The sequence below is a fragment of the Fodinibius sp. GM21 genome (assembly GCF_058386955.1).
This window is the reverse complement of sequence record NZ_JBYEIQ010000003.1, coordinates 1-19,430: the sequence shown is the minus strand read 5'-3', so window position 1 is coordinate 19,430 and position 19,430 is coordinate 1. Positions and strand designations below refer to the sequence as shown.

Here is a 19,430-nt window from a genome sequence, read left to right as displayed (position 1 = left end):
ATCCATTTGCAACGGTGAAGTTATGAATATTTTCTAAGCATCATTTGGGACTTAAAATAAGGGGCATATCGGTATAGAAACTAATGTATTACGACAGAAAATTCTGGGGTTTAAGATAAGATATTCTTAAAAATTAATTGTACCTTTCAGCTATAGAAAGACTTCCTAAAATTAGGTCAAGTAAAGTTGAAAAAGGACAATCAAGATCCCATGAGTAAAGAGAATACATTTTCGCAGACTAAAATCCCATTCGATACAGGAGCTGGCCAAGCGCACCTGTATAGTTTGAAAAAACTGGAAGAGCTTGGATACGGTAATATAAGTGAGCTCCCCTTTACAATTCGTGTTTTACTGGAGTCGGTTCTTAGAGAGCACGATGGTTATGTTGTTACAGATGATGACGTGGAAGTGCTGGCAAATTACAAGGCAAAAAATCCCGAGGGTGAAATCCCCTTTAAGCCTTCGCGGGTTGTACTGCAGGATTTTACGGGCGTTCCGGCTATTGTTGATTTGGCGGCGCTGCGTTCTGCCATGGAGCGCATGGGAGGTAATCCTACGTCCATCAATCCTCAGGTACCGGTAGATCTGGTTATTGACCACTCGGTACAGGTTGATGAGTTTGGTCAGGAATATGCGTTTATGCATAACGTAGAAAAAGAGTTTGAACGAAATCGGGAGCGATATGAATTCCTGAAATGGGGACAAAAGTCGTTTGACAACTTTAGGGTTGTTCCTCCGGGACGTGGTATCGTCCACCAGGTAAATCTTGAATACCTTGCAAAGGGAGCATTCAGTCGAGAAGAAGATGACGGAACAAGGGTTGTGTATCCGGATACGCTGGTAGGTACCGATTCGCATACGACAATGATTAACGGCCTTGGTATTTTGGGCTGGGGCGTTGGCGGTATTGAAGCTGAGGCAGCCATGTTGGGACAACCTATTTATATGCTTGTGCCCGAAGTTGTGGGAATGAAGCTGACCGGTAAGCTTCGTGAAGGGATTACGGCAACCGACTTGACGCTGACTGTAACGCAGATGCTGCGCAAGCACGGTGTGGTTGGAAAATTTGTAGAATTTTACGGTGATGGGCTTACTAATATGAGTCTGCCCGATCGTGCTACAATTGCAAATATGTCTCCGGAATATGGAGCTACGATGGGCTTCTTCCCGATGGATGATGAGGCGATGCGATATATGCGTCGTACCGGACGTGATCCTGAGCATGTAGAAATGGTTGAGCGCTACATGAAGGAGCAGGGACTATACCGAACGGATAATACCCCTGATCCTGAATTTACGGATACCCTTGAACTTGATCTTGGGGATGTTGAAACATCGTTGGCCGGTCCCAAGCTACCGCACGACCGCATTGCGTTGCCCAATATGAAAAAAACGTTTGAGAGCAGCCTGACCAGTGATGATCCTACTATGGGGTTTAACCTGGCGCAGGAAAAGCTGGCAAACAAAGGCACGTTTAAAAATGGTCAGGAGATTGAGATGAAGCATGGTGATGTTGTCATTGCTGCTATCACCTCCTGTACCAACACCTCGAATCCAAGTGTGATGTTGGGCGCTGGAATTGTTGCGAAGAAAGCCTTTGAAAAAGGCTTGGAAGTTCCTCCCTATGTTAAAACTTCCTTGGCGCCGGGATCTCGTGTAGTTACGGATTATCTTGAAGAAGCCGGACTTACGGATTATATGGATCGCCTTGGCTTTAACTTGGTGGGCTATGGATGTACAACCTGTATCGGTAATTCAGGACCGTTGCCACAGGCCGTTGAAAATGCAGTTAAAGAAGGTGACCTAATTGTAGCAGGAGTGCTTTCAGGTAACCGAAATTTTGAAGGACGTATCCATCCCTATGTGAAAGCTAATTACCTGGCTTCGCCGCCGCTGGTCGTAGCTTATGCATTGGCCGGTACGGTAGATATTGATTTGGAGAACGAACCACTTGGCAAAGACAAGGATGGCAACGATGTATATCTCAAAGATATCTGGCCAACATCCGAAGAAATTGCCGAGCACCTCGATAACGCTATTCGCCCTGAGCTTTTTGAAAAGCAATACGGAGACATCTTCAAATCCGAAGAATGGGATGAAATTCCCGTTGGTGGAGGAGAACTTTATGAGTGGAAGGATGAATCTACTTATATCCAAGAACCCCCGTTCTTCATGGATATGGGTGAAGATCCCGATCCCATTACCTCAATTAACGGAGCACGGGCCTTGGTAAAAGTTGGTGACTCTATTACTACCGATCATATTTCGCCGGCCGGTAATATTCCAAAAGACAGTCCTGCTGGAAAGTATCTTATTGAGCATGGTGTGGATCCGAAAGATTTCAACTCCTATGGATCGCGCCGTGGTAACGATCGTGTGATGACGCGCGGAACGTTTGCCAATGTGCGATTTAAAAATCAGTTGGCACCGGGCAAAGAGGGTGGTTATACCAAATACTTTCCCGAAGATGAGATTACGACCATCTACGATGCGGCTATGCGGTATAAAGAAAACGATACGCCGTTGGTTGCATTGGCTGGAGACCAGTACGGTACGGGTTCATCCCGAGACTGGGCTGCAAAAGGTACGATTCTGTTGGGTGTTGAAGCGGTAATTGCTACCTCTTACGAACGGATTCACCGTTCTAACCTTGTTGGAATGGGTGTTCTTCCGTTGCAATTTAAAGATGGAGAATCAGCTGATACACTTGGGCTTGATGGTTCCGAAGAGTTCGATATCCATTTGGATGATGAGCTTGAAGCACAACAGATGGTGAAAGTTGACGCCAAAAAAGAAAACGGTGAGACGATTTCTTTTGAAACGATCTGCCGCATTGATACTCCTGTTGAAGTAGATTACTATCGCAATGGTGGAATTCTGCATTACGTGTTGCGAGAGTATTATCGAGCTGAACAAGCCCAGAAGAATTAGTATCGTTAAATCCAGATACAAAATATAGAAGCCCGGATTCGTTTAGAATCCGGGCTTTTTTATTGTTGCAGGAGTGTAATTGTTGTATATGTTTTTAAAAAAGCTCAAAAAGTATTAAATAGATAAGGTAAGAGAGCTAAAAAAAGTCAATCGGGTTTTCGAGGATTAAAATGTCATCACTTAAAAGAGACAAAATAGCTGGAAAAATAGCATATGACGAAAAAACGAGCAGTAGTCTTCAAATTCTACTGAAAAATATCAGTAGCGTTAATAGGGCTGTTAAGCTTCGAACTGTTTTGCGAGAGAGTGTGGAAGTTGTGCAAAACGTTATGAATACAGAAGCTGGCTCCTTAATGTTATTGGATGAAGATACCGGTGAGTTGATTGTGAGTATGCCTACGGGTCCGGTAAGAAGAGAGGTTAAAGGTAAAAGAATTAAAAAGGATAAGGGTATTAGTGGTTGGGTTGTTAGAAATGGAAAACCATTCTATTCAAATGATGTAACCAAAAGCGATCTATTTGCCGGTGACATATCTGAAGAATTCACGAGCGAAAATATAATATGTGTACCTCTTCGAGACAGCAATAAAAAAGTGATCGGAGTATTACAGGCTATAAACAAGCGCGAAGGTAATTTTAGTGATCGGGATATCCCTGTGTTTGAGGCACTGGCAGATCATGTGGCATTGGCTATTGAACGAACCAGAGAGCTGCAGGAAGTTCAAAATAAACTCGAAGAGCGGGATTTGCTTTTGACGGAGGTGCATCATCGGTTAAAAAATAACTTGTCCACAATAACAGCTCTAATTGAGCTGGAGTTGCCTGATATTGAAGATAAGGTGGCCAAAGAAGCGTTGCAGAAAACGATGACACGCATCAAGTCGATGACAGAAGTGCATGATTTTCTGTATAACAATAAGCCCGGGAGTGAGATTAAGCTAAAGTTATATGTTGAACGCCTGTCAAAGAAAATTTCTGAAACGCTTTCCCATTCCTCCCAAGATGTGAGAATAATTGTTAAAGCTGATGATGTTTCTCTGGATACAGACCGGGCCATGAGCTGTGGATTACTTCTCAATGAATTGCTGGTTAATTGCTATAAACATGCTTTTGATGAGGATATCGATGATCCCAAGATTGTTATCGAGCTCAATGAATTAGATAATGGAATGATTGAATTCAAGGTTTCTGATAATGGAGCCGGCATAGGAGAGGATTTTTCCATTACAGAATCGGGCTCTGTTGGCGGATGGTTAATTGATGTCCTCATCCGCAGACTTGAAGCAGATATCGATATACAACAAGGAAATGGAACTACCTTTTTGATTCGTTTCGAAAAATAAGAATAGTTTAAAAAGGCCACCGTTCAATCCCACGCATTGAAAAAATATTCGCCATACATTGAGCGATTGGAGGTTTTAACATCAGGGAGACTAATTTTTTTCGAACATACGGTCTCCTGATTTTTCTACCCAATTTCATATTGATCTCTGCTCTTCGAATAGCATTTTTAGCGGCATGCTCCCTTCTTTTTCGGTACTGATTCAGTATTGCATCTTTCTGGAGGTTTTTGGCTAATACCTGGGGTAATGTATTTGCCAGGTCTCGGGCATCGAGCCAGCCCAGGTTCATTCCCTGTCCGCCTATGGGACTTACGACATGCGCGGCATCTCCGACTAAAATAATCCGATTTTTCACCATACAATCAGCAATGAGTCTTTGTACGCCAAAGCTGCTGAGCATGGTATGTTGGATTCCGCTCAGTGAATGACCAATTCTATTAAAAACGCTCGAGGTCAGCTGTTCTTTTGAAACGTCATCAATATAATCAGTTGTTTTAACGACCCATCGGCGGTGATTATTAGGTAATGGAAAAGACTCAATTAGTCCTTCATCACATAGAAAAATGGCTGCATCAGAGCCAAATTGGGTGTTATCGGCAAAATCGCCCATGATATAGGTATCGGGATACCGGAATCCTTTAAAAGAAATTCCCGTCCGCCTGCGAACCAAGCTATTTTTCCCATCACAGCCTACCGCATATTTTGCCTCGACAGTATGCATCTCCCCGTTGCGCTCAAAATTAACCTCCACGTATTGGTTATGTTCAATTATGGTATGAACCTCTGCGTTGCGGAGCAATGCCTCAGGATTTCGTTGCTTCAAGGCTTGTTCGAGCAACGCCTCGGTTCGTTGTTGTGGTAGAGATAAAATAAAGTTGAACGGTTTTGGACAATGTTGAAAAGAAAGTTCCCCCAGTTTTTCAGTATTTACAAAAGCGTGTCCTCGCTGAATTTTAATACCATCCCGAATAAAATTGCCGGCAATTTTCAGCTGTTCAAATAACTCCAGCGAAACAGGATGAATTCCCAGCGATCGAGAGCCGGGACGCGGTGCTGATCTTTTTTCAAGAATGATGTACGAAATATCTGCTTGCTCGAGGCACAAGCCCAAATAAAGTCCCACGGGTCCACCGCCTACGATCACAACCTGATATGTCTGTGATATGTTATTCATGATTGTAGGTCAATAACAGTCGAAAAGGGAACAGTTTTTTTGCAGACCAATCCTGAGGGACAATTTTCTGTAATTCTCTTTTAGTGTAGCTTCGCTTGATGGAAGTGAGACCATCTTCAGTAATGAAAGAACTGCGAAAAATAGGACGAGAGAATATATTGAATAGAAGATAAGCCCAGTCGCTGCGATGAATATCGTTAAAAATAACAGAAGTCGTGCTTAGTGCACGAGCTTGTTTTAAAATGCCAAGCAGCTCTTTTTTTTCGAGATGATGGATAAGGTGATTTGAAATTACGAAATCAAACTTTTCTTCTGAGGGATTCAATTGGGAAATGTCGCACTGCAAAAACGCTATGTTTGGAGGATAATTAAGCTGGGACACAAAATTGATGGCTCGTGGATCAGGATCTATGGCCGTGATGGAGAGATTAAATCCATCTTCTGCAGCCCACCGAGCCAATGCAATTGGTATATCGCCGCCTCCAAATCCGATATCCAGAAGTGAATTTTGGGAGTTTTGCTGTAGGTGAGGACGCATTTCAGATTTGTAGATATAGCCCCATTGCGAAATCCAGCCATTAACTCGTCCAAATTGACGATAGGTATTTTGGAGCTCTACCAGATCACAAACAGGACTATCCATGCGTTCCTGGCTTTCGATATCTCGCTTAGATAAAAACAGGGGCATCAATTTGCTTGAATCTTTTCAAGAAGTCCGCTCTCAATAGTTAATCCCGGGCCAAATGCCATTGCCAGAACCGACTCCTGCTTTTTTGAAGCCGGACGACTTAGTAAATCTTTCAGTACAAATAAGATGGTAGCACTGCTCATATTTCCGTAATTAGCTAAAACATTTCGAGACGGGGAGATTTGTTTCTCACTAAGCCCGAAACTTTGCTGTACTTTATCCAGGATTGCACGCCCGCCGGGATGGAGTGCCCAGTGGCTAATATCACCGGCTGTAAGTTGATAATCTTCAAGCAAGGGTTCTATTGATTGCGCCAGGTTGGATTTGATGATATCGGGTACATAAGTAGATAACACCATATCAAAACCGGTATCGCCGATGGTCCATGCCATATCTTTTTCACTATCTTGAGCGATGGAAGTAGCAAACTGGGTCAGTTCGAAGCTGTTGTTAGCTTGAGGTTTTTTGCTATTAATAATGGTTCCGGCCGCGCCGTCAGCAAAGACAGATGCTGAAATCAAATTATCGGCAACTTCGGAGGGTTGAAGGTGGAGAGTGCAAAGTTCAAGACAAACGATGAGTACGTTTGCATTTGGCTGGGACTCACAAAAAGATTTAGCCATTTTCATAGCGGGAAAGGCGGCAAAACATCCCATAAAGCCAAGATGAAAGCGTTGAGTGGACGTTGGTAGTCCCAATTGTTGGATGATTTCAAATCCGGGTTCAGGAGCAAAAAATCCGGTGCATGAAACGGTAATGACATGGGTAATATCATCGCGACCCACGGATGGATTGTCAGCAATAGTTTGCCGAGCCGTTTCCACAAAAAGCTCTTTTGCTTTACGGGTATAAAGTTCATTCCGATCTCCGGTGGAAGGTACGCTCAGGGTGCCATCCTCCTGAAAGAAAAATCGGGGATCACCATTGGCATTAAAATCGGGAATAACAGTGTGACGCTTGTTAATTCCTGATTTGGAATAAATGCGATGAATAATGCGCTGTGTAATTTCTTTGTCGCTGATATATTCTTTCATTCGGTCGCGCAAAAAGTTTTGATCATACGACCGTTCAGGAACTACCGTAGAGATATTTTGGATGTACGTTGTCATCTACCGCCATGTTAAAAGGTTTAGAGTATGTACTCTATAATACTCTAATTTTGTGGTAAAAATTCCGAATTCCTAATTATGACTTATTTTTTGTGAGCAGGTAAAATCGAATATTGTGTAGAATGGCGGCAATTGTTAGTCCGGCAATAAGTCCCATCCATAACCCCTGCGGCCCTACATTGCGAATAATGCCCAGATAATATCCCAGTGGAAGACCGACCATCCAGTAAGCAATAAAATTAACGACCATAGGAACAGTGGTGTCTTTGAGTCCCCGAAGAGCGCCATATCCACTAACTTGCAGTCCATCGGAAATTTGGAAAATGGCAGCCATGTACAGCAGGCTTACCGCTACTTGCTGTACTTCTGTATCTTGCGTGTACATGCTGGTAATAAGCTCGGGAAAAAGGTACATGATTACAGCGGTAATACTCATAAAGAAGGTAGCCATGGTGATGCCAAGATAACCCCGGCGACGAGCTTCACTCATTGATCCCTTGCCGATGGCATTTCCAACGCGGGTGGTGATAGCCGTTGAGAGACCAAAAGGAACCATAAAAGTCATCGCTGAAAAGTTAATAGCTACCTGGTGACCGGCAACGGCTACAGCACTGAGTGAACCCATTAATAAACTAACGAGCGCAAACATAGTCACTTCCATAGTTGAACTTAGACCGATGGGGATACCAACCTGTAGTAGTTCTTTCAGGTATTTCCATTCCGGCAGTCGCCAGGTGGAAAATATTTGAAATCGGTCGTAGGGTTTATGGTTCATCGTGAAAAAGAGCATCCCCAAGAACATCACATAGCCAACAATAGATGAGGCGTAACCGCAGCCAACGGCTCCCAGTTCTGGGAACCCCAGCTTACCATACATTAATACATAATTAGCTCCAATGTTGACAAAGACGCCGATAAGGGCGAAATACATGGCCGGTCGGGTGGCTGCCATCCCCTCATTGAAAAAGCGGAGTGCCATATATCCACAGACCCCAAAAACGCCCCAGGAGATGGCATCGAGGTACCCCTGTGCGAGTGGAATAATCTCGGGCGTTACATCCAGAAAGTGCATGACAAACTCGAGGTTACGAATCAGAAAAAAGATGGGAATAGCTAGCATCAGGCAAAGCCATAATCCCTGCCGGACATTTACGCCAATTTCATCAAAATTACGTCCGCCAATGTGTTGGGCTACGATAGGAGTGAGGGCCATAAGCGTGCCGGCCGCGAGCATCATAAAGGGCATAAAGACAGCTCCGCCTACTGCTACCGCTGCAAGATCTTGAGCCGAAAGATTGCCCGCCATCACCGTATCTACAAAGTTCATTGACATTTGCAAAAGCTGTGCGATGATAACAGGAAGGCCGATTTTAAGCGTAATGCCGGCCTCTTTCCGCAAATTATATTTTTCGGATTTTAAATATGCAAGCATTGAAGAATATATCGCTTGAGGAAAGAGAAATTTCGATTTCAGCGAATCGCTTATGGTACAAAAAAAGTGAGGGAAAAGTAAGCTAAGGTGTTACTTTTGAGGCAACTTAATCACAAAGGTAGTGCCTTCGCCCTCTACCGATGCAAAGCTGATGCTGCCGTTGTGGGCTTCAATGATCTTTTTACTGATCGCCAATCCCAGTCCGGTACCGCTGGATTTGGTCGAAAAATTGGGCACAAAAATATTGGGACGATCTTCTTCAGCGATACCGCTGCCATTATCTTCTACCTCAATGAATACATGTTGTTGATGACAGTACAGTTCAAGCACAATTTTTCCGCCTTCATCGGGCATTGCTTCGTAGGCATTTTTCACCAGGTTGATGATAACACGCTTAAGCTCATCGGCAATGCCTTGAATTTTTACCGGCTGTTTAGGGACTTTCTTTTTGATGGTAACTTTTTCGTCGTGTTCGTAGAGCTTGGCAACTGACGCTAAAATAGTTTTAAGGTTAACTTCTTTAAAATCTTCGGTGAGTGGTTGGGAAAACTTTGAAAAGTCAGAAGCGATATTGTTAAGTGATTGAATTTGTTCAATCAGGTTGGCCGTAATTTGTTGTACCTTTTCCTTTAATTCCTTTGGATTTTGATGATCGCTTTTTAGTTGCCGCTCCAAATGCTGAACGTTTAATTTCATTGGCGTGAGCGGATTCTTGATCTCATGGGCAACTTGTTGAGCCATCTCTTTCCAGGCAGCTTCGCGTTCGGCAGCAGCTAGCTCTTTTTGCAGTTTTTTAAGTCTTGATACCATATTATTGTAGGCTTCTGCCAAATTCCCGATTTCATCATCGCTGGTAACGGGAATAGTAGTATCTAGGTTGCCGCCCGATATTTTGTTAAGTCCGCGTTGAATATGGACTAGGGGACGAGTTAACTGCTTCGAAATAAATGTCGATCCCAGGATAAATAATCCAAATACAACAAGGTACACGAGAATGAGATAGCTAATGGTTTCAATCAGCTGTTGGTCATACTTTGGAGATTCCAAAAATGTGGGAATGGCAATGGTAGCTATCGGCATATTTTGGTCATTAAGGATGGACCGATAACCGATGAGCAGGTTTTGCCCGGCCAGTTGCACATTGGAATAAGCATCCTGACGATCCCGGTTGTTTAACTGGTGAAAAATATCATAGGGCAAGGCAGCAGGTAGCAGGTGCTGCTGGTAAATTTGTGGGGTCGTGGTTTCCGAAACGGTTCGTCTGGTGTAAAAACTGGCATCTACATCAAGAGGGGTGGTAAGAGAGTCCAGCGAGAAAGAAGAACCAAGCTGATTTTTTTGGCGAATAATCTGGTTCGATTCAATAGTATTGGATAGCCGTTCGAGCTTATCGACCAGCTCTTGCCGAACGATATCTCGATTTTGCTGCTTTATCGCATAATGGGATGAGGCAATAAGGAATCCCAGAAAGATAAGGGTAGCAAGCAGAAAGCTATCGATTAGACGATCCTGAAATCGCACATTGGATCCCAGAAATCGGAAGGTGAACTTTGGAAGTGTTTGTCGTATTAACAGAGCAACACCACTTAACAGCAGCAGGAAAAAACTGAAACGGAAAAATGAGAAAAGGATAATCCTGTAACCGGGCAGGGTAGTACTTGCCTTGATAACGTTATTTTGGGATTCATTCCAAAACAACGTCCGGTATGAAAATGTATCTGTCTCGTTGGTTACATAGATGAGAGTATCATTTTCTAAGGCATTACGTTGATTTTGATCTAAGGTGCGATACTTGGGAAAATAGTTGGTAAAGCCCTGCTGTACAGAATTTACGAGTTTTCCGTTTTGGAACTTTTGCAAGAGATAGGGGGTGTTTAAATCTTCAAAGCTAAGCCTGGACATAACCGTTCGGATAGGCTTATTGTACTCCGGACGTTCCTGATACACCGAGCAAAGAATCCAGGCAATGGGTTCTTGATCCGAAATTCCAAAAACAGGAATCCATCCCCGGTAAAAGGTTCGATATTTTTGCTGATTAACGAGCTGCGGTCGTTGAACGACGGGTCGGATGGTTGACTTCGTAATCTGTTCAATTTCGGTCACAATCTGCAATGTCGATATGTTATACCTTTTTACCCAACTGGGAGAGTTTAGGTCAGTAGCGTAATCACTGATCGGTTCTCCGGAAGAGTTGACAAGTTGAAGATTTAACGAATAGGTATTGCCCCGGGGAGAGATATACTCTTGTATTATTTGGGAAAATCGGGTTTGCAAGTTGGATCTATTCTCTCGCAGATCTTCCGTATTAATTCCCCTAAAACTTTCTTCAAGCCTGATGAGCAAATTACGGGTAAGGCGTTCTGCAAAATGATCTTCTTCCTGGGCGTAGCTTGATGCACGCTGCCATAGCTTGTTATCAGTATCGTTAAGTGCTGCTTGATATAATGCAGGTAAACAGATAATGGCGATTAGAAAAGATCCAATGATGGCTTTTCTCATGCGGGATTTGCGGGTAAGCTGGGACAGTTTTTTCTCATAGGCCACAGCAATAGAAAGCACAATGATAAATCCCATTATGCTGCTGTAGAACATCCAATTGAAAATGAGCCTTTCCGGAATAAACAGTTGGGCAATAAATAGGCTTAGGATAAAGCTGGTGGATAAAACGGATGAGGTAAGCTTGAGGTGCTCCCGGGAAAATCGAAATAACATACGATTTAAAACGACCAGTATATTGCCGGCAGCTAAGGTTGCCATTCCAATAACCAGGTATAAAATAATTGTGCCGGGTTCGGGAAAAATACGTAAGTCGAGAAGGGCGACGCCTGCATCATTGGTTGCTTGGAAAAGCATCTTAAAGAAGCTGAGGATAGCCAGCGCATTAACAACGCCAAAAATACCGGCTAAGCTTATGACACTTAAATACCAGTCTGCTTTTAGTTCATGCTTATATTCCTGCAGCTTTCGTGTGATTACCACAGAGGCAATGAGGGCAAAGCCAGCATTTGTAAATGAAGTACTTAAGTTGGTGACCAGCTTAATCCATTCCGTACTATTAGATGACGAGATCGAGAGTATCCAGTAGGATAGTAAACTGAAATGCGATATTAATGCCCACCCAGCAATAACAAAAAATAATTGCACCAGGAGAGCTTTCCACAACGAAAGGTTTTCGGCAGCTATAAAGAGAATGCCTATAATAAGAACAAAACTAAAAGCAGCAAGAATTGATCGCCACAGGGTATTATTTTCTTCCCACTCTGCCCGGGTTTCCTCAAATTCATCAGCAGTAGCGTAAACTACGCCCACAGAATCGCCCTGCAAGTTTGTCAAGGTTTGACTTTGAACGGTTTGCCCGGGCGGGTCACTAAAAATACTGAAATCAATAGGATACGAAGTTGAAAAATCATCGGAGTTGAACAGGCTAAATTCGCTATCACCTCCAATGGAGAGAGGATTATTTTGTCGGATACGGTAGGTGGTCAATAGATCGTAGTTAATTGTACCCGAACTGTCCTGTATACTAAACGGGATATGGCATTCCCAGTAAATGACGTTATTATGTCTTTTTAGCATTAGATCAGGAGCAGAAGGATCGCGATCTTGAACTTGCGTGGTATTTTGTAGCGCAAATCCCCGCCAGATGATGGGTTCGTTATTGTGATATAGTGCGGCACTCCAAAGACCGGGAATCTGATTTAAGGTATTGTAAAGGTATTGGTCGGATCTGTTTTGCAGCAGCGGTGCTTGAAGGGTATTTGCAAGATTTTCTGAGTCGGACAACAGTTGTTTCTGCTTCTCCAGAAAGTAATCGGCGGCTCTGTTAAGGCTACTTTCGATGACTTCTTTATTGGTGGTTACCGATGGTTTTACCTTATAACGCCATCCTTCTAGGAGTAAAAGAGTCACAAATAAAGCCAGTAGTGACCAGCCCAGCCAGTGATATAGTTGTTTTTTTGAAGGGAAGTTAATCATAGCCACAGTAATCGGTTCCTTGATCCGAAATATGAACCGAAATTAAGGCTGAATCAAGTTAGGAATTTCGGAGACTGGCTGACCGTCTAATATTCCGATGATGGCATCGGCAGCAAGCATGCCGATGGCTTCGCGCGTTTGGAAGCTGGCACTGGCTATATGGGGCGTACGAATACAGTTGGGAGCTGTTCTAAGCTTGGGATGCAATGCCGGTTCATTTTCAAAGACATCAAGAGCGGCACCACCGATAGATCGGTTATGTAAGGCCTTGGCAAGGGATTCTTCATCAACCACCGGTCCGCGCGAGGTGTTAATTAAGATGGCATCATCAGACATGACGGAAAAAATCTCTTCATTTATGAGATGATGCGTCTCATCAGTTAGAGGACAGTGAAGGGTTATAATATCTGATTGGGAAGCAAGCTCTTGGACAGTGGAACAATACTGGGCCTCAAGTTCTTGCTCCAGATCAGGATCCACTTTACTTCTATTGTGGTATATAATTTTCATTCCCAGAGCTTTAGCCCTGCGAGCCACCCCCGTACCGATGCGTCCCATGCCGATGATGCCAAGCGTGCTCCCATTTAGTTCCTTCCCCAGAAAACCGAGTGGTTCCCAGTTATTGTATTTTCCGTCCAAAAGATATTGTTGAGCCTCAAACAGGCGGCGCGATACGGCGAGCATAAGTCCGATTGTAAATTCTGCACAGGAATCGGTAAGTACGTCCGGCGTGTTGGCTACCGCTATATCATGTTTTTGGGCTGCTTCAAGATCGATATTGTTATAGCCGACTGCGTGATTGGCAATAATCTTAAGATTAGCACCCGCAGCAATAACTTTTTCTGATATTGGATTAGAGAGCATCGGCAACAATGCATCATAGGCGGGAATATCGTTTATCAGCGTCTGCTCGTCGTTATAGGTACCCCGCTCCCCTACATCTACCTGATACCGTTTTTTGAGCTTATCAATTACGGAGGGAATAATGGGCTCTGTAATGAGGACGCGTTTGGACATAAATCTTACAATTGATACGAGCTGCCGTTAACGATTACTTTTGCGTGAGTGCTCAATTCTTTTTCGGTGATCCCGTCGTAGATATAAGAGAATGGAGTTAGTACTTGCGCGCACATCATGTTGGGGTTGCGCCATGCTTTAATATCTAAATACAACGAGTCTGAGGTAGTGCGATGAGTAACTTTTTGAAGCTTTGTGCAGCCGTCTGGAAACGTACCGCTGATCACGAGTAAAGGCTTATTGTGGTCCGTTATTTTTTTTACGGAATCGATATATACTTTTGATTGTTGATATGGTTCATCTTCGGGTTCCTGAATGTTCACTAAATTTTCATAGGAATCCACAGTACCCCCTTTTTGTGATGATGAAGCACAGCTAATGGTCAAAGCAAAAATTGTAAAAGTATAAAGAAGTAATCTCACGCTATTGATTATCTTCTATTTTTCGGACGGGTGCATCATTCCACATTCGTTCGAGTGCATAATATTCTCGCAGCTCCTTTTTAAAGATATGTACGACAACATTTACGTAATCAAGAATGACCCATCTGCGAGTTTCACGACCTTCTTCTTTCCAGGCTTTTTCATTTAACTGCTCCTTGGTTTCTTTATTGACGTTATCGGCAATTGCTTTAATTTGCACGTCCGTATTAGCATGACAAATAACAAATTTATCTGCCAGTGTTGTCAATTCATGTACGTCAAGTACCGTAATATCTTCAGCCTTGCGATCAAGAAGAGCTTCGCCAATGACCTCAATAAGTTTGTCAGAATCAACCGTTTTCTGATCATTGGAACTGCTAAACTGTTGATTAGTTTGGGGGGATGTATCTGTCATATAGTATGTATTATAAATTGAGTGATTTGTAATCAGATCCGATTACCACGGTGGCATCCAGATAAAAGTCTTCTGATGCTTCTATAAAAACATGTTCTTCTGCGATGCCAAGTGCATCGGCCACACGCTTGGCATTTTTAGTATTGAAGGTGCGGGCAATAACTACCGTATTTTGCATATCAAAATTTTTAAAGTTTCCGGTTTCGACTACATCAAAACCGTTTTTACGTAATGCGGATGTGAAATCATTAGCGAGGCCGGGTACACCGCAACCGTTCAAGACTTCCAGCTGAATAATGTTCCCGATTAATTCTGCATCGTTAGTTGCTCGTTGATTTTCAATACGAGGGTAAATAATCCGAGTAAATAATCCGAAAATAAGAATGGCCAGCAAAAGGCTTAGGAAGCCAATGGTTGCGTTTAAAGCAAAAGAATTCGTTTCGCTATTCTTTGATGTCATTAATTATTATTTCCGAAACTCAAAAGTTACGATCATGGAATGGGGATACGAAAGGATTATGACGCATGCCCGAAGACCATGGGTTCATTCCATATCCATAGCCGGGAACTTGCTGAAATTGGATGCGAATATTACTGCGATCACTAATTTGGTAATTAAGTTCAGCGTTACGGATTAAAAACTGGGTATCCATGCCATTGCTGGAGTTTGGCGACATCATGCTATTGCCAAAGGGTGAATGTAGCAGCGAAAGGTCTACCCGTCCGGTTAAATCCTCCGAAAAGAAGAAATGCATGGTATTGGTATAAGCATTCATATTTTGGAACTGTCCGCCAAAGCTCGAAAACATCATCGAATAGGAATGATCCATCTGCATGTTAAACAGGTTACCAAGATTTGCACCCTGACTGGGATCATTTTGTTTAACGATTGGCCCCATCAGTTCAGAACTGTTTTTTACTTCTGATCTCAGCTGTGCATGAGATACTGAACTAAGCCCAATCAATAAGAGAACGAGTACACTTATCGTTGAAATAAACGCTGTTTTTTTCATCATAAGACAAATACCAGGATTTTTAATCTCTTAGGAAATAATATAACGATTAGTACTCAAAGAAAGTATAATAAAGTCTTTATCTAAGATAAAGAGCTCACGTAAAATCTATCCCTATTTTTGTAGCCTTCAGGTTGGTTTAAAAGTAAGTATTACTTAAAGCACAATTGATTGTCACAACTAGAAGACCAATGCGGAGGTGGAAGGATTCGCCCTACCCGGGACCTAAAAGGTTTAACGGTTTTCGAGACCGCTCTGGCAGATCTCCACGCTAAATATTGCCGTTTGTCCTACGGAATAAAATAGAGTATATTTGGAACGCTTTGAATCTGACTAAAATACCGGTTAAGCAAAACAAATAAAAGCCCATAGTTCGATAATGAAACTTACCGATTTTAAATTTGAGACAGAAGATTTTAATGTCCCCGACGAACCTGTACAGCCGCGAGATGCTGCTAAGCTGATGGTTCTTAATCGAGAAGATCAATCCATCAAGCATGAAACATTTGCAGATATTCATAAATACATGGATGAGGGAGACGTTCTAATATATAATAACACCAAAGTTTTTCCCGCGCGTCTAAAAGGAAAGAAAGAAAAAACGGATGCGGACATTGAGGTGTTTTTGCTTCGCGAGCTGGTACCGGAAAATATGCTCTGGGATGTACTGGTTGAGCCTGCTCGGAAAATCCGTATTGGAAATAAATTGTACTTCGGTCCCAATCTGATGGCTGAGGTCATTGACAATACGACATCCCGCGGTCGAACAATCCGTTTTCTTTTTGAGGGATCAAATGAAGAGCTGTATCATATTTTGGATAATATCGGTGAGATGCCGTTGCCTCCGTATATTGAGCGGGAGGCCCGCGAAGAAGATAAGGAGCAGTATCAAACTATTTTTGCAAAAGAACGCGGTTCAGTAGCAGCACCTTTCGCAGCTATGCATTTTACTGATGAGCTGGTTGAGAAATTAGAGGATAAAGGTGTTGAGCTGCTGCCTATTACCATGCATATCGGGTGGGGAACATTTCGTCCCTGCGAAGTGGAAGATCTGACGAAGCATCGGACTGATTCCGAAAACTATTATATTTCCGAGGAAACATCATCTAAGATTAATGAAGCGCTGGCCGACGATGACCGTAAAGTAGTAGCTTGTGGAACAACCTCGGTGCGAACAATTGAAACAAGTATTACTGCTAGCGGAATTTCAAAGCCCGGTACGGGATGGACAGATAAATTTATCTTTCCGCCGTACGATTTTAAAATAACCGAAGGCGTGATTACCAACTTCCACCGCCCAGAATCAACAATGTTAATGTTGGGAGCTGCTTTTGCCGGGTATGAATTTCTGATGGAAGCTTACGAGGAAGCGCAGGAAAATGATTATCGCTTCTTTGCTTTTGGTGATTCAATGCTGATACTCTAAGCTGTGACTAAGAAAGCACTTATTATTCCGGCTGCAGGGTCGGGAAGTCGTATGCAGAAACATACGCCCAAACCCTTCTTACAACTTGGAAGTTGTACTATTTTGGAACAGACAATCCGTCGTTTTCTATCACTCGAAGGGTTGCAACAGGTTTTAGTAGCCACCTCGGAATCTTTTTTAGAAGAAACTGAAAACATTCTTGAAGACGTGCTTCCACCAGAAATTAAAGGCAGCTGCCTGGTAGGTGGAAGGACACGGCAGGAGTCTATATATAATGCTTTGCAGAAAGTGTCCGTTGCTGACCTTGTCATAGTTCACGACGCCGTTCGTCCCTTTGTGAAGCTTCATCATGTTCAGCATTGTTGCAGTGCAGCACAACAATACGGTGGGGCAGTTTTAGGGGTACCAGCGAAGGATACCATCAAGCGGATTGATGACCAGCAGGAGATAAAAGAAACACCCTCGCGAAAATACTTGTGGCAGACTCAGACGCCACAGGTCTTTCAAAGGGATTTGCTCGTCAGGGCATATAGGCAGGCACTCAAAGATGATTTTGTTGGAACAGACGATGCCTCTTTGGTAGAAAGACTGGAGGAAACAGTTAAAATGGTAGAGGGAGATCGATCCAACTTCAAGATTACCTATCCGTTGGATTTAGAAGTGGCAGAATTATTAATCAAAAAAGATAATTAATATGCGTATCGGATATGGGTACGACGTACACCGGTTTGAAGACGGTGGTCCACTTATTTTGGGAGGGGTGGAGATTCCCTTTGAAAAAAGTTTGTCCGGCCATTCCGACGCAGATGTCTTGCTGCATGCCGTTACCGATGCTTTACTCGGCGCCTGTGCATTGGGTGATTTGGGAAAGCATTATCCGGATACCTCTGAAGATTATGAAGATGTTGATAGTAGAGTGCTGCTGCGAGATGCATTGGTGCTGACAGAGCAAAAAGAATTTTCCGTTGGAAATGTTGATGCTACAATTGTAGCTGAAAAGCCAAAGCTGGCACCTTATATTAATGAGATGCGTCAAGTAATTGCTGGAGATTTGAGAGTAGATATTGATAAGGTATCTGTAAAGGCCACAACATCCGAGGGGATAGGGTTCGAGGGCCGTGCCGAAGGTATTTCGGCAAGAGCAGTAGTTTTATTAGTGGAGAATTAATAATGGCTGAGCAGTTTGTACAGGAAACCGTACAATTTATTAATACGCTTCCGCCGTCAAGCATTTACCTGGTTTTCTTTTTGGTGGCTTATGTTGAGAATATTGTACCCCCCATCCCCGGTGATGTATTGGTTGCTTTTGGCGGATACTTAGCTGCAGAGTCAGTTATTGAGTTAATCCCTGTTTTGCTGCTTACGACAATAGCTTCAGTCATTGGATTTATGAGTATGTATTGGATTGGCAGCCGATGGGGCACATTGATTCAACAAAAAAAGAAGCAGTTCTGGCTACTTCGATTTATACCACTGAAATACATCAATAAGGTTCGGTCATGGATGCAACGATGGGGAATGGGCGTTGTGTTAGCAAATCGATTTTTGGCCGGCACGCGATCCGTCATTTCATTAACAGCAGGGTTGAGCCACACCCGAATTAGCAGCACGATTTTTTATTCTACATTAAGCTCAATTTTATGGAATGGTATTTTGCTTGGTTTTGGGTGGATCGTGCACGAGAATTGGCAACTTATTGGAAAATACCTATCGCTTTATGGAAGAATAATTTTAGCAGGTATTGCCATCTTTATAGGAATTAGAGTGTTAGTCTATTATTACAACAAACGGAGGCCGAATTGATAGTTTTCTATAAGCACGAGAGAAAAAAGATTTAATTCGTAATTTTGTGTTGACAAAAATGAAAACTGTACTTAGTTTTGGAGTCTTTCGGCCAAGGTCTGATTGTTGCATTGGAATGTCAGCCTAAAGATAAAGAAAAGACTCGATAAGCCAGCGTAGCTCAGGGGTAGAGCAGCTGTCTTGTAAACAGCCGGTCATCGGTTCGAATCCGGTCGCTGGCTCACTTGGTTTGTCGAGTGCTTTGCAAACTTGGCTGAAATTAAATTTGACATATTGATTTCGCTGGGGGGATACCAAAGTGGCCAACTGGGGCAGACTGTAAATCTGTTGGCGTGAGCCTTCGTAGGTTCGAATCCTACTCCCCCCACACTAAGCGGGCGTAACTCAATTGGTAGAGTGTCACCCTTCCAAGGTGAATGTTGCCGGTTCGACTCCGGTCGCCCGCTCAGCCCCACGCGGGAACAAGCACAAGCCGTTATAGCTCAGGGGTAGAGCACTTCCATGGTAAGGAAGGGGTCGTCGGTTCAATTCCGACTAACGGCTCTGCAAGTGCAGAAACAATTATTGATGTGATTCTGAACATTTAACTGTAAACTTATTTACTCATGGCAAAAGAGACATTTCAGCGAAACAAGCCACATGTAAACATAGGAACGATAGGTCACGTAGACCACGGGAAGAC

At 43.1% G+C, this 19,430-nt stretch carries 17 protein-coding genes and 4 tRNA genes; 11 read left to right on the top strand and 10 right to left on the bottom strand.

Annotated features, from left to right (window positions below; all coding sequences use genetic code 11):
• Window positions 1–210: 210 nt before the first annotated feature.
• On the top strand, window positions 211–2,931 hold the full coding sequence (acnA, locus tag ACT3IB_RS07265) for an aconitate hydratase AcnA (protein ID WP_491538339.1): 2,721 nt from the start codon (window positions 211–213) through the stop codon (window positions 2,929–2,931).
• 170 nt (window positions 2,932–3,101) lie between these two features.
• Window positions 3,102–4,274: a GAF domain-containing protein gene (locus ACT3IB_RS07260; protein WP_491538338.1), complete on the top strand. Its 1,173-nt coding sequence runs from the start codon at window positions 3,102–3,104 to the stop codon at window positions 4,272–4,274.
• A gap of 7 nt (window positions 4,275–4,281) precedes the next feature.
• Here the strand turns inward: ACT3IB_RS07260 and ACT3IB_RS07255 are convergent, their stop codons facing one another.
• The 10 genes from ACT3IB_RS07255 to ACT3IB_RS07210 form a co-directional block, all read right to left on the bottom strand.
• Window positions 4,282–5,448 carry an FAD-dependent oxidoreductase gene (locus ACT3IB_RS07255; RefSeq protein ID WP_491538337.1) on the bottom strand — a complete coding sequence of 389 codons (1,167 nt, stop codon included), beginning with the start codon at window positions 5,446–5,448 and terminating at the stop codon, window positions 4,282–4,284.
• Complete coding sequence (locus ACT3IB_RS07250; RefSeq protein ID WP_491538336.1) at window positions 5,441–6,136, bottom strand: class I SAM-dependent methyltransferase; 696 nt, start codon at window positions 6,134–6,136, stop codon at window positions 5,441–5,443. Before ACT3IB_RS07250 ends, ACT3IB_RS07255 begins: the two co-directional genes overlap by 8 nt.
• Window positions 6,136–7,245, bottom strand: a complete 1,110-nt coding sequence (locus tag ACT3IB_RS07245; protein ID WP_491538335.1) for a type III polyketide synthase — start codon at window positions 7,243–7,245, stop codon at window positions 6,136–6,138. Before ACT3IB_RS07245 ends, ACT3IB_RS07250 begins: the two co-directional genes overlap by 1 nt.
• Before the next feature lie 76 nt (window positions 7,246–7,321).
• Complete coding sequence (locus ACT3IB_RS07240) at window positions 7,322–8,677, bottom strand: MATE family efflux transporter (RefSeq protein WP_491538334.1); 1,356 nt, start codon at window positions 8,675–8,677, stop codon at window positions 7,322–7,324.
• A 90-nt stretch (window positions 8,678–8,767) separates the two neighbouring features.
• On the bottom strand, window positions 8,768–12,652 hold the full coding sequence (locus ACT3IB_RS07235) for an ATP-binding protein (protein ID WP_491538333.1): 3,885 nt from the start codon (window positions 12,650–12,652) through the stop codon (window positions 8,768–8,770).
• A 42-nt stretch (window positions 12,653–12,694) separates the two neighbouring features.
• Window positions 12,695–13,669, bottom strand: coding sequence for a 2-hydroxyacid dehydrogenase (locus tag ACT3IB_RS07230; RefSeq protein WP_491538332.1), 975 nt, complete (start codon window positions 13,667–13,669; stop codon window positions 12,695–12,697).
• 5 nt (window positions 13,670–13,674) lie between these two features.
• Window positions 13,675–14,091, bottom strand: a complete 417-nt coding sequence (locus tag ACT3IB_RS07225; protein ID WP_491538331.1) for a hypothetical protein — start codon at window positions 14,089–14,091, stop codon at window positions 13,675–13,677.
• A gap of 1 nt (window position 14,092) precedes the next feature.
• Window positions 14,093–14,506, bottom strand: a complete 414-nt coding sequence (gene rsfS / locus ACT3IB_RS07220; protein WP_491538330.1) for a ribosome silencing factor — start codon at window positions 14,504–14,506, stop codon at window positions 14,093–14,095.
• 10 nt (window positions 14,507–14,516) lie between these two features.
• The gene (locus tag ACT3IB_RS07215) at window positions 14,517–14,966 is read right to left on the bottom strand and encodes a LytR C-terminal domain-containing protein (protein ID WP_491538329.1); all 450 of its coding nucleotides are present in this window, start codon (window positions 14,964–14,966) and stop codon (window positions 14,517–14,519) included.
• A 19-nt stretch (window positions 14,967–14,985) separates the two neighbouring features.
• On the bottom strand, window positions 14,986–15,522 hold the full coding sequence (locus tag ACT3IB_RS07210) for a hypothetical protein (RefSeq protein ID WP_491538328.1): 537 nt from the start codon (window positions 15,520–15,522) through the stop codon (window positions 14,986–14,988).
• A gap of 376 nt (window positions 15,523–15,898) precedes the next feature.
• On the opposite strand from ACT3IB_RS07210, the gene queA reads away from it, so the two are divergent.
• From queA to ACT3IB_RS07165, 9 genes are all read left to right on the top strand, one after another.
• The gene (gene queA, locus ACT3IB_RS07205) at window positions 15,899–16,945 is read left to right on the top strand and encodes a tRNA preQ1(34) S-adenosylmethionine ribosyltransferase-isomerase QueA (protein WP_491538327.1); all 1,047 of its coding nucleotides are present in this window, start codon (window positions 15,899–15,901) and stop codon (window positions 16,943–16,945) included.
• A gap of 3 nt (window positions 16,946–16,948) precedes the next feature.
• A complete protein-coding gene (gene ispD / locus ACT3IB_RS07200) occupies window positions 16,949–17,638 on the top strand; it encodes a 2-C-methyl-D-erythritol 4-phosphate cytidylyltransferase (RefSeq protein ID WP_491538326.1) in 690 nt (229 codons plus the stop codon).
• Between the two features lies 1 nt (window position 17,639).
• A complete protein-coding gene (gene ispF, locus ACT3IB_RS07195) occupies window positions 17,640–18,113 on the top strand; it encodes a 2-C-methyl-D-erythritol 2,4-cyclodiphosphate synthase (RefSeq protein ID WP_491538325.1) in 474 nt (157 codons plus the stop codon).
• 2 nt (window positions 18,114–18,115) lie between these two features.
• A complete protein-coding gene (locus tag ACT3IB_RS07190) occupies window positions 18,116–18,748 on the top strand; it encodes a DedA family protein (RefSeq protein ID WP_491538324.1) in 633 nt (210 codons plus the stop codon).
• A gap of 149 nt (window positions 18,749–18,897) precedes the next feature.
• A tRNA-Thr gene (locus ACT3IB_RS07185) sits at window positions 18,898–18,969 on the top strand.
• 63 nt (window positions 18,970–19,032) lie between these two features.
• Window positions 19,033–19,115 (top strand) — tRNA-Tyr (locus tag ACT3IB_RS07180).
• 6 nt (window positions 19,116–19,121) lie between these two features.
• A tRNA-Gly gene (locus ACT3IB_RS07175) sits at window positions 19,122–19,194 on the top strand.
• A gap of 25 nt (window positions 19,195–19,219) precedes the next feature.
• Window positions 19,220–19,291 (top strand) — tRNA-Thr (locus tag ACT3IB_RS07170).
• A gap of 62 nt (window positions 19,292–19,353) precedes the next feature.
• Window positions 19,354–19,430, top strand: a 77-nt coding sequence (locus ACT3IB_RS07165; RefSeq protein ID WP_441000376.1) for a hypothetical protein, incomplete at its 3' end; no start/stop codon positions are given.

Bases quoted from the DNA above. Each gene is read 5' to 3' on its own strand.
- acnA (WP_491538339.1), top strand. From the start codon at position 211: ATGAGTAAAGAGAATACATTTTCGCAGACTAAAATCCCATTCGATACA.
- ACT3IB_RS07260 (WP_491538338.1), top strand. From the start codon at position 3,102: ATGTCATCACTTAAAAGAGACAAAATAGCTGGAAAAATAGCATATGAC.
- ACT3IB_RS07255 (WP_491538337.1), bottom strand. From the start codon at position 5,448: ATGAATAACATATCACAGACATATCAGGTTGTGATCGTAGGCGGTGGA.
- ACT3IB_RS07250 (WP_491538336.1), bottom strand. From the start codon at position 6,136: ATGCCCCTGTTTTTATCTAAGCGAGATATCGAAAGCCAGGAACGCATG.
- ACT3IB_RS07245 (WP_491538335.1), bottom strand. From the start codon at position 7,245: ATGACAACGTACATCCAAAATATCTCTACGGTAGTTCCTGAACGGTCG.
- ACT3IB_RS07240 (WP_491538334.1), bottom strand. From the start codon at position 8,677: ATGCTTGCATATTTAAAATCCGAAAAATATAATTTGCGGAAAGAGGCC.
- ACT3IB_RS07235 (WP_491538333.1), bottom strand. From the start codon at position 12,652: ATGATTAACTTCCCTTCAAAAAAACAACTATATCACTGGCTGGGCTGG.
- ACT3IB_RS07230 (WP_491538332.1), bottom strand. From the start codon at position 13,669: ATGTCCAAACGCGTCCTCATTACAGAGCCCATTATTCCCTCCGTAATT.
- rsfS (WP_491538330.1), bottom strand. From the start codon at position 14,506: ATGACAGATACATCCCCCCAAACTAATCAACAGTTTAGCAGTTCCAAT.
- ACT3IB_RS07215 (WP_491538329.1), bottom strand. From the start codon at position 14,966: ATGACATCAAAGAATAGCGAAACGAATTCTTTTGCTTTAAACGCAACC.
- ACT3IB_RS07210 (WP_491538328.1), bottom strand. From the start codon at position 15,522: ATGATGAAAAAAACAGCGTTTATTTCAACGATAAGTGTACTCGTTCTC.
- queA (WP_491538327.1), top strand. From the start codon at position 15,899: ATGAAACTTACCGATTTTAAATTTGAGACAGAAGATTTTAATGTCCCC.
- ispF (WP_491538325.1), top strand. From the start codon at position 17,640: ATGCGTATCGGATATGGGTACGACGTACACCGGTTTGAAGACGGTGGT.
- ACT3IB_RS07190 (WP_491538324.1), top strand. From the start codon at position 18,116: ATGGCTGAGCAGTTTGTACAGGAAACCGTACAATTTATTAATACGCTT.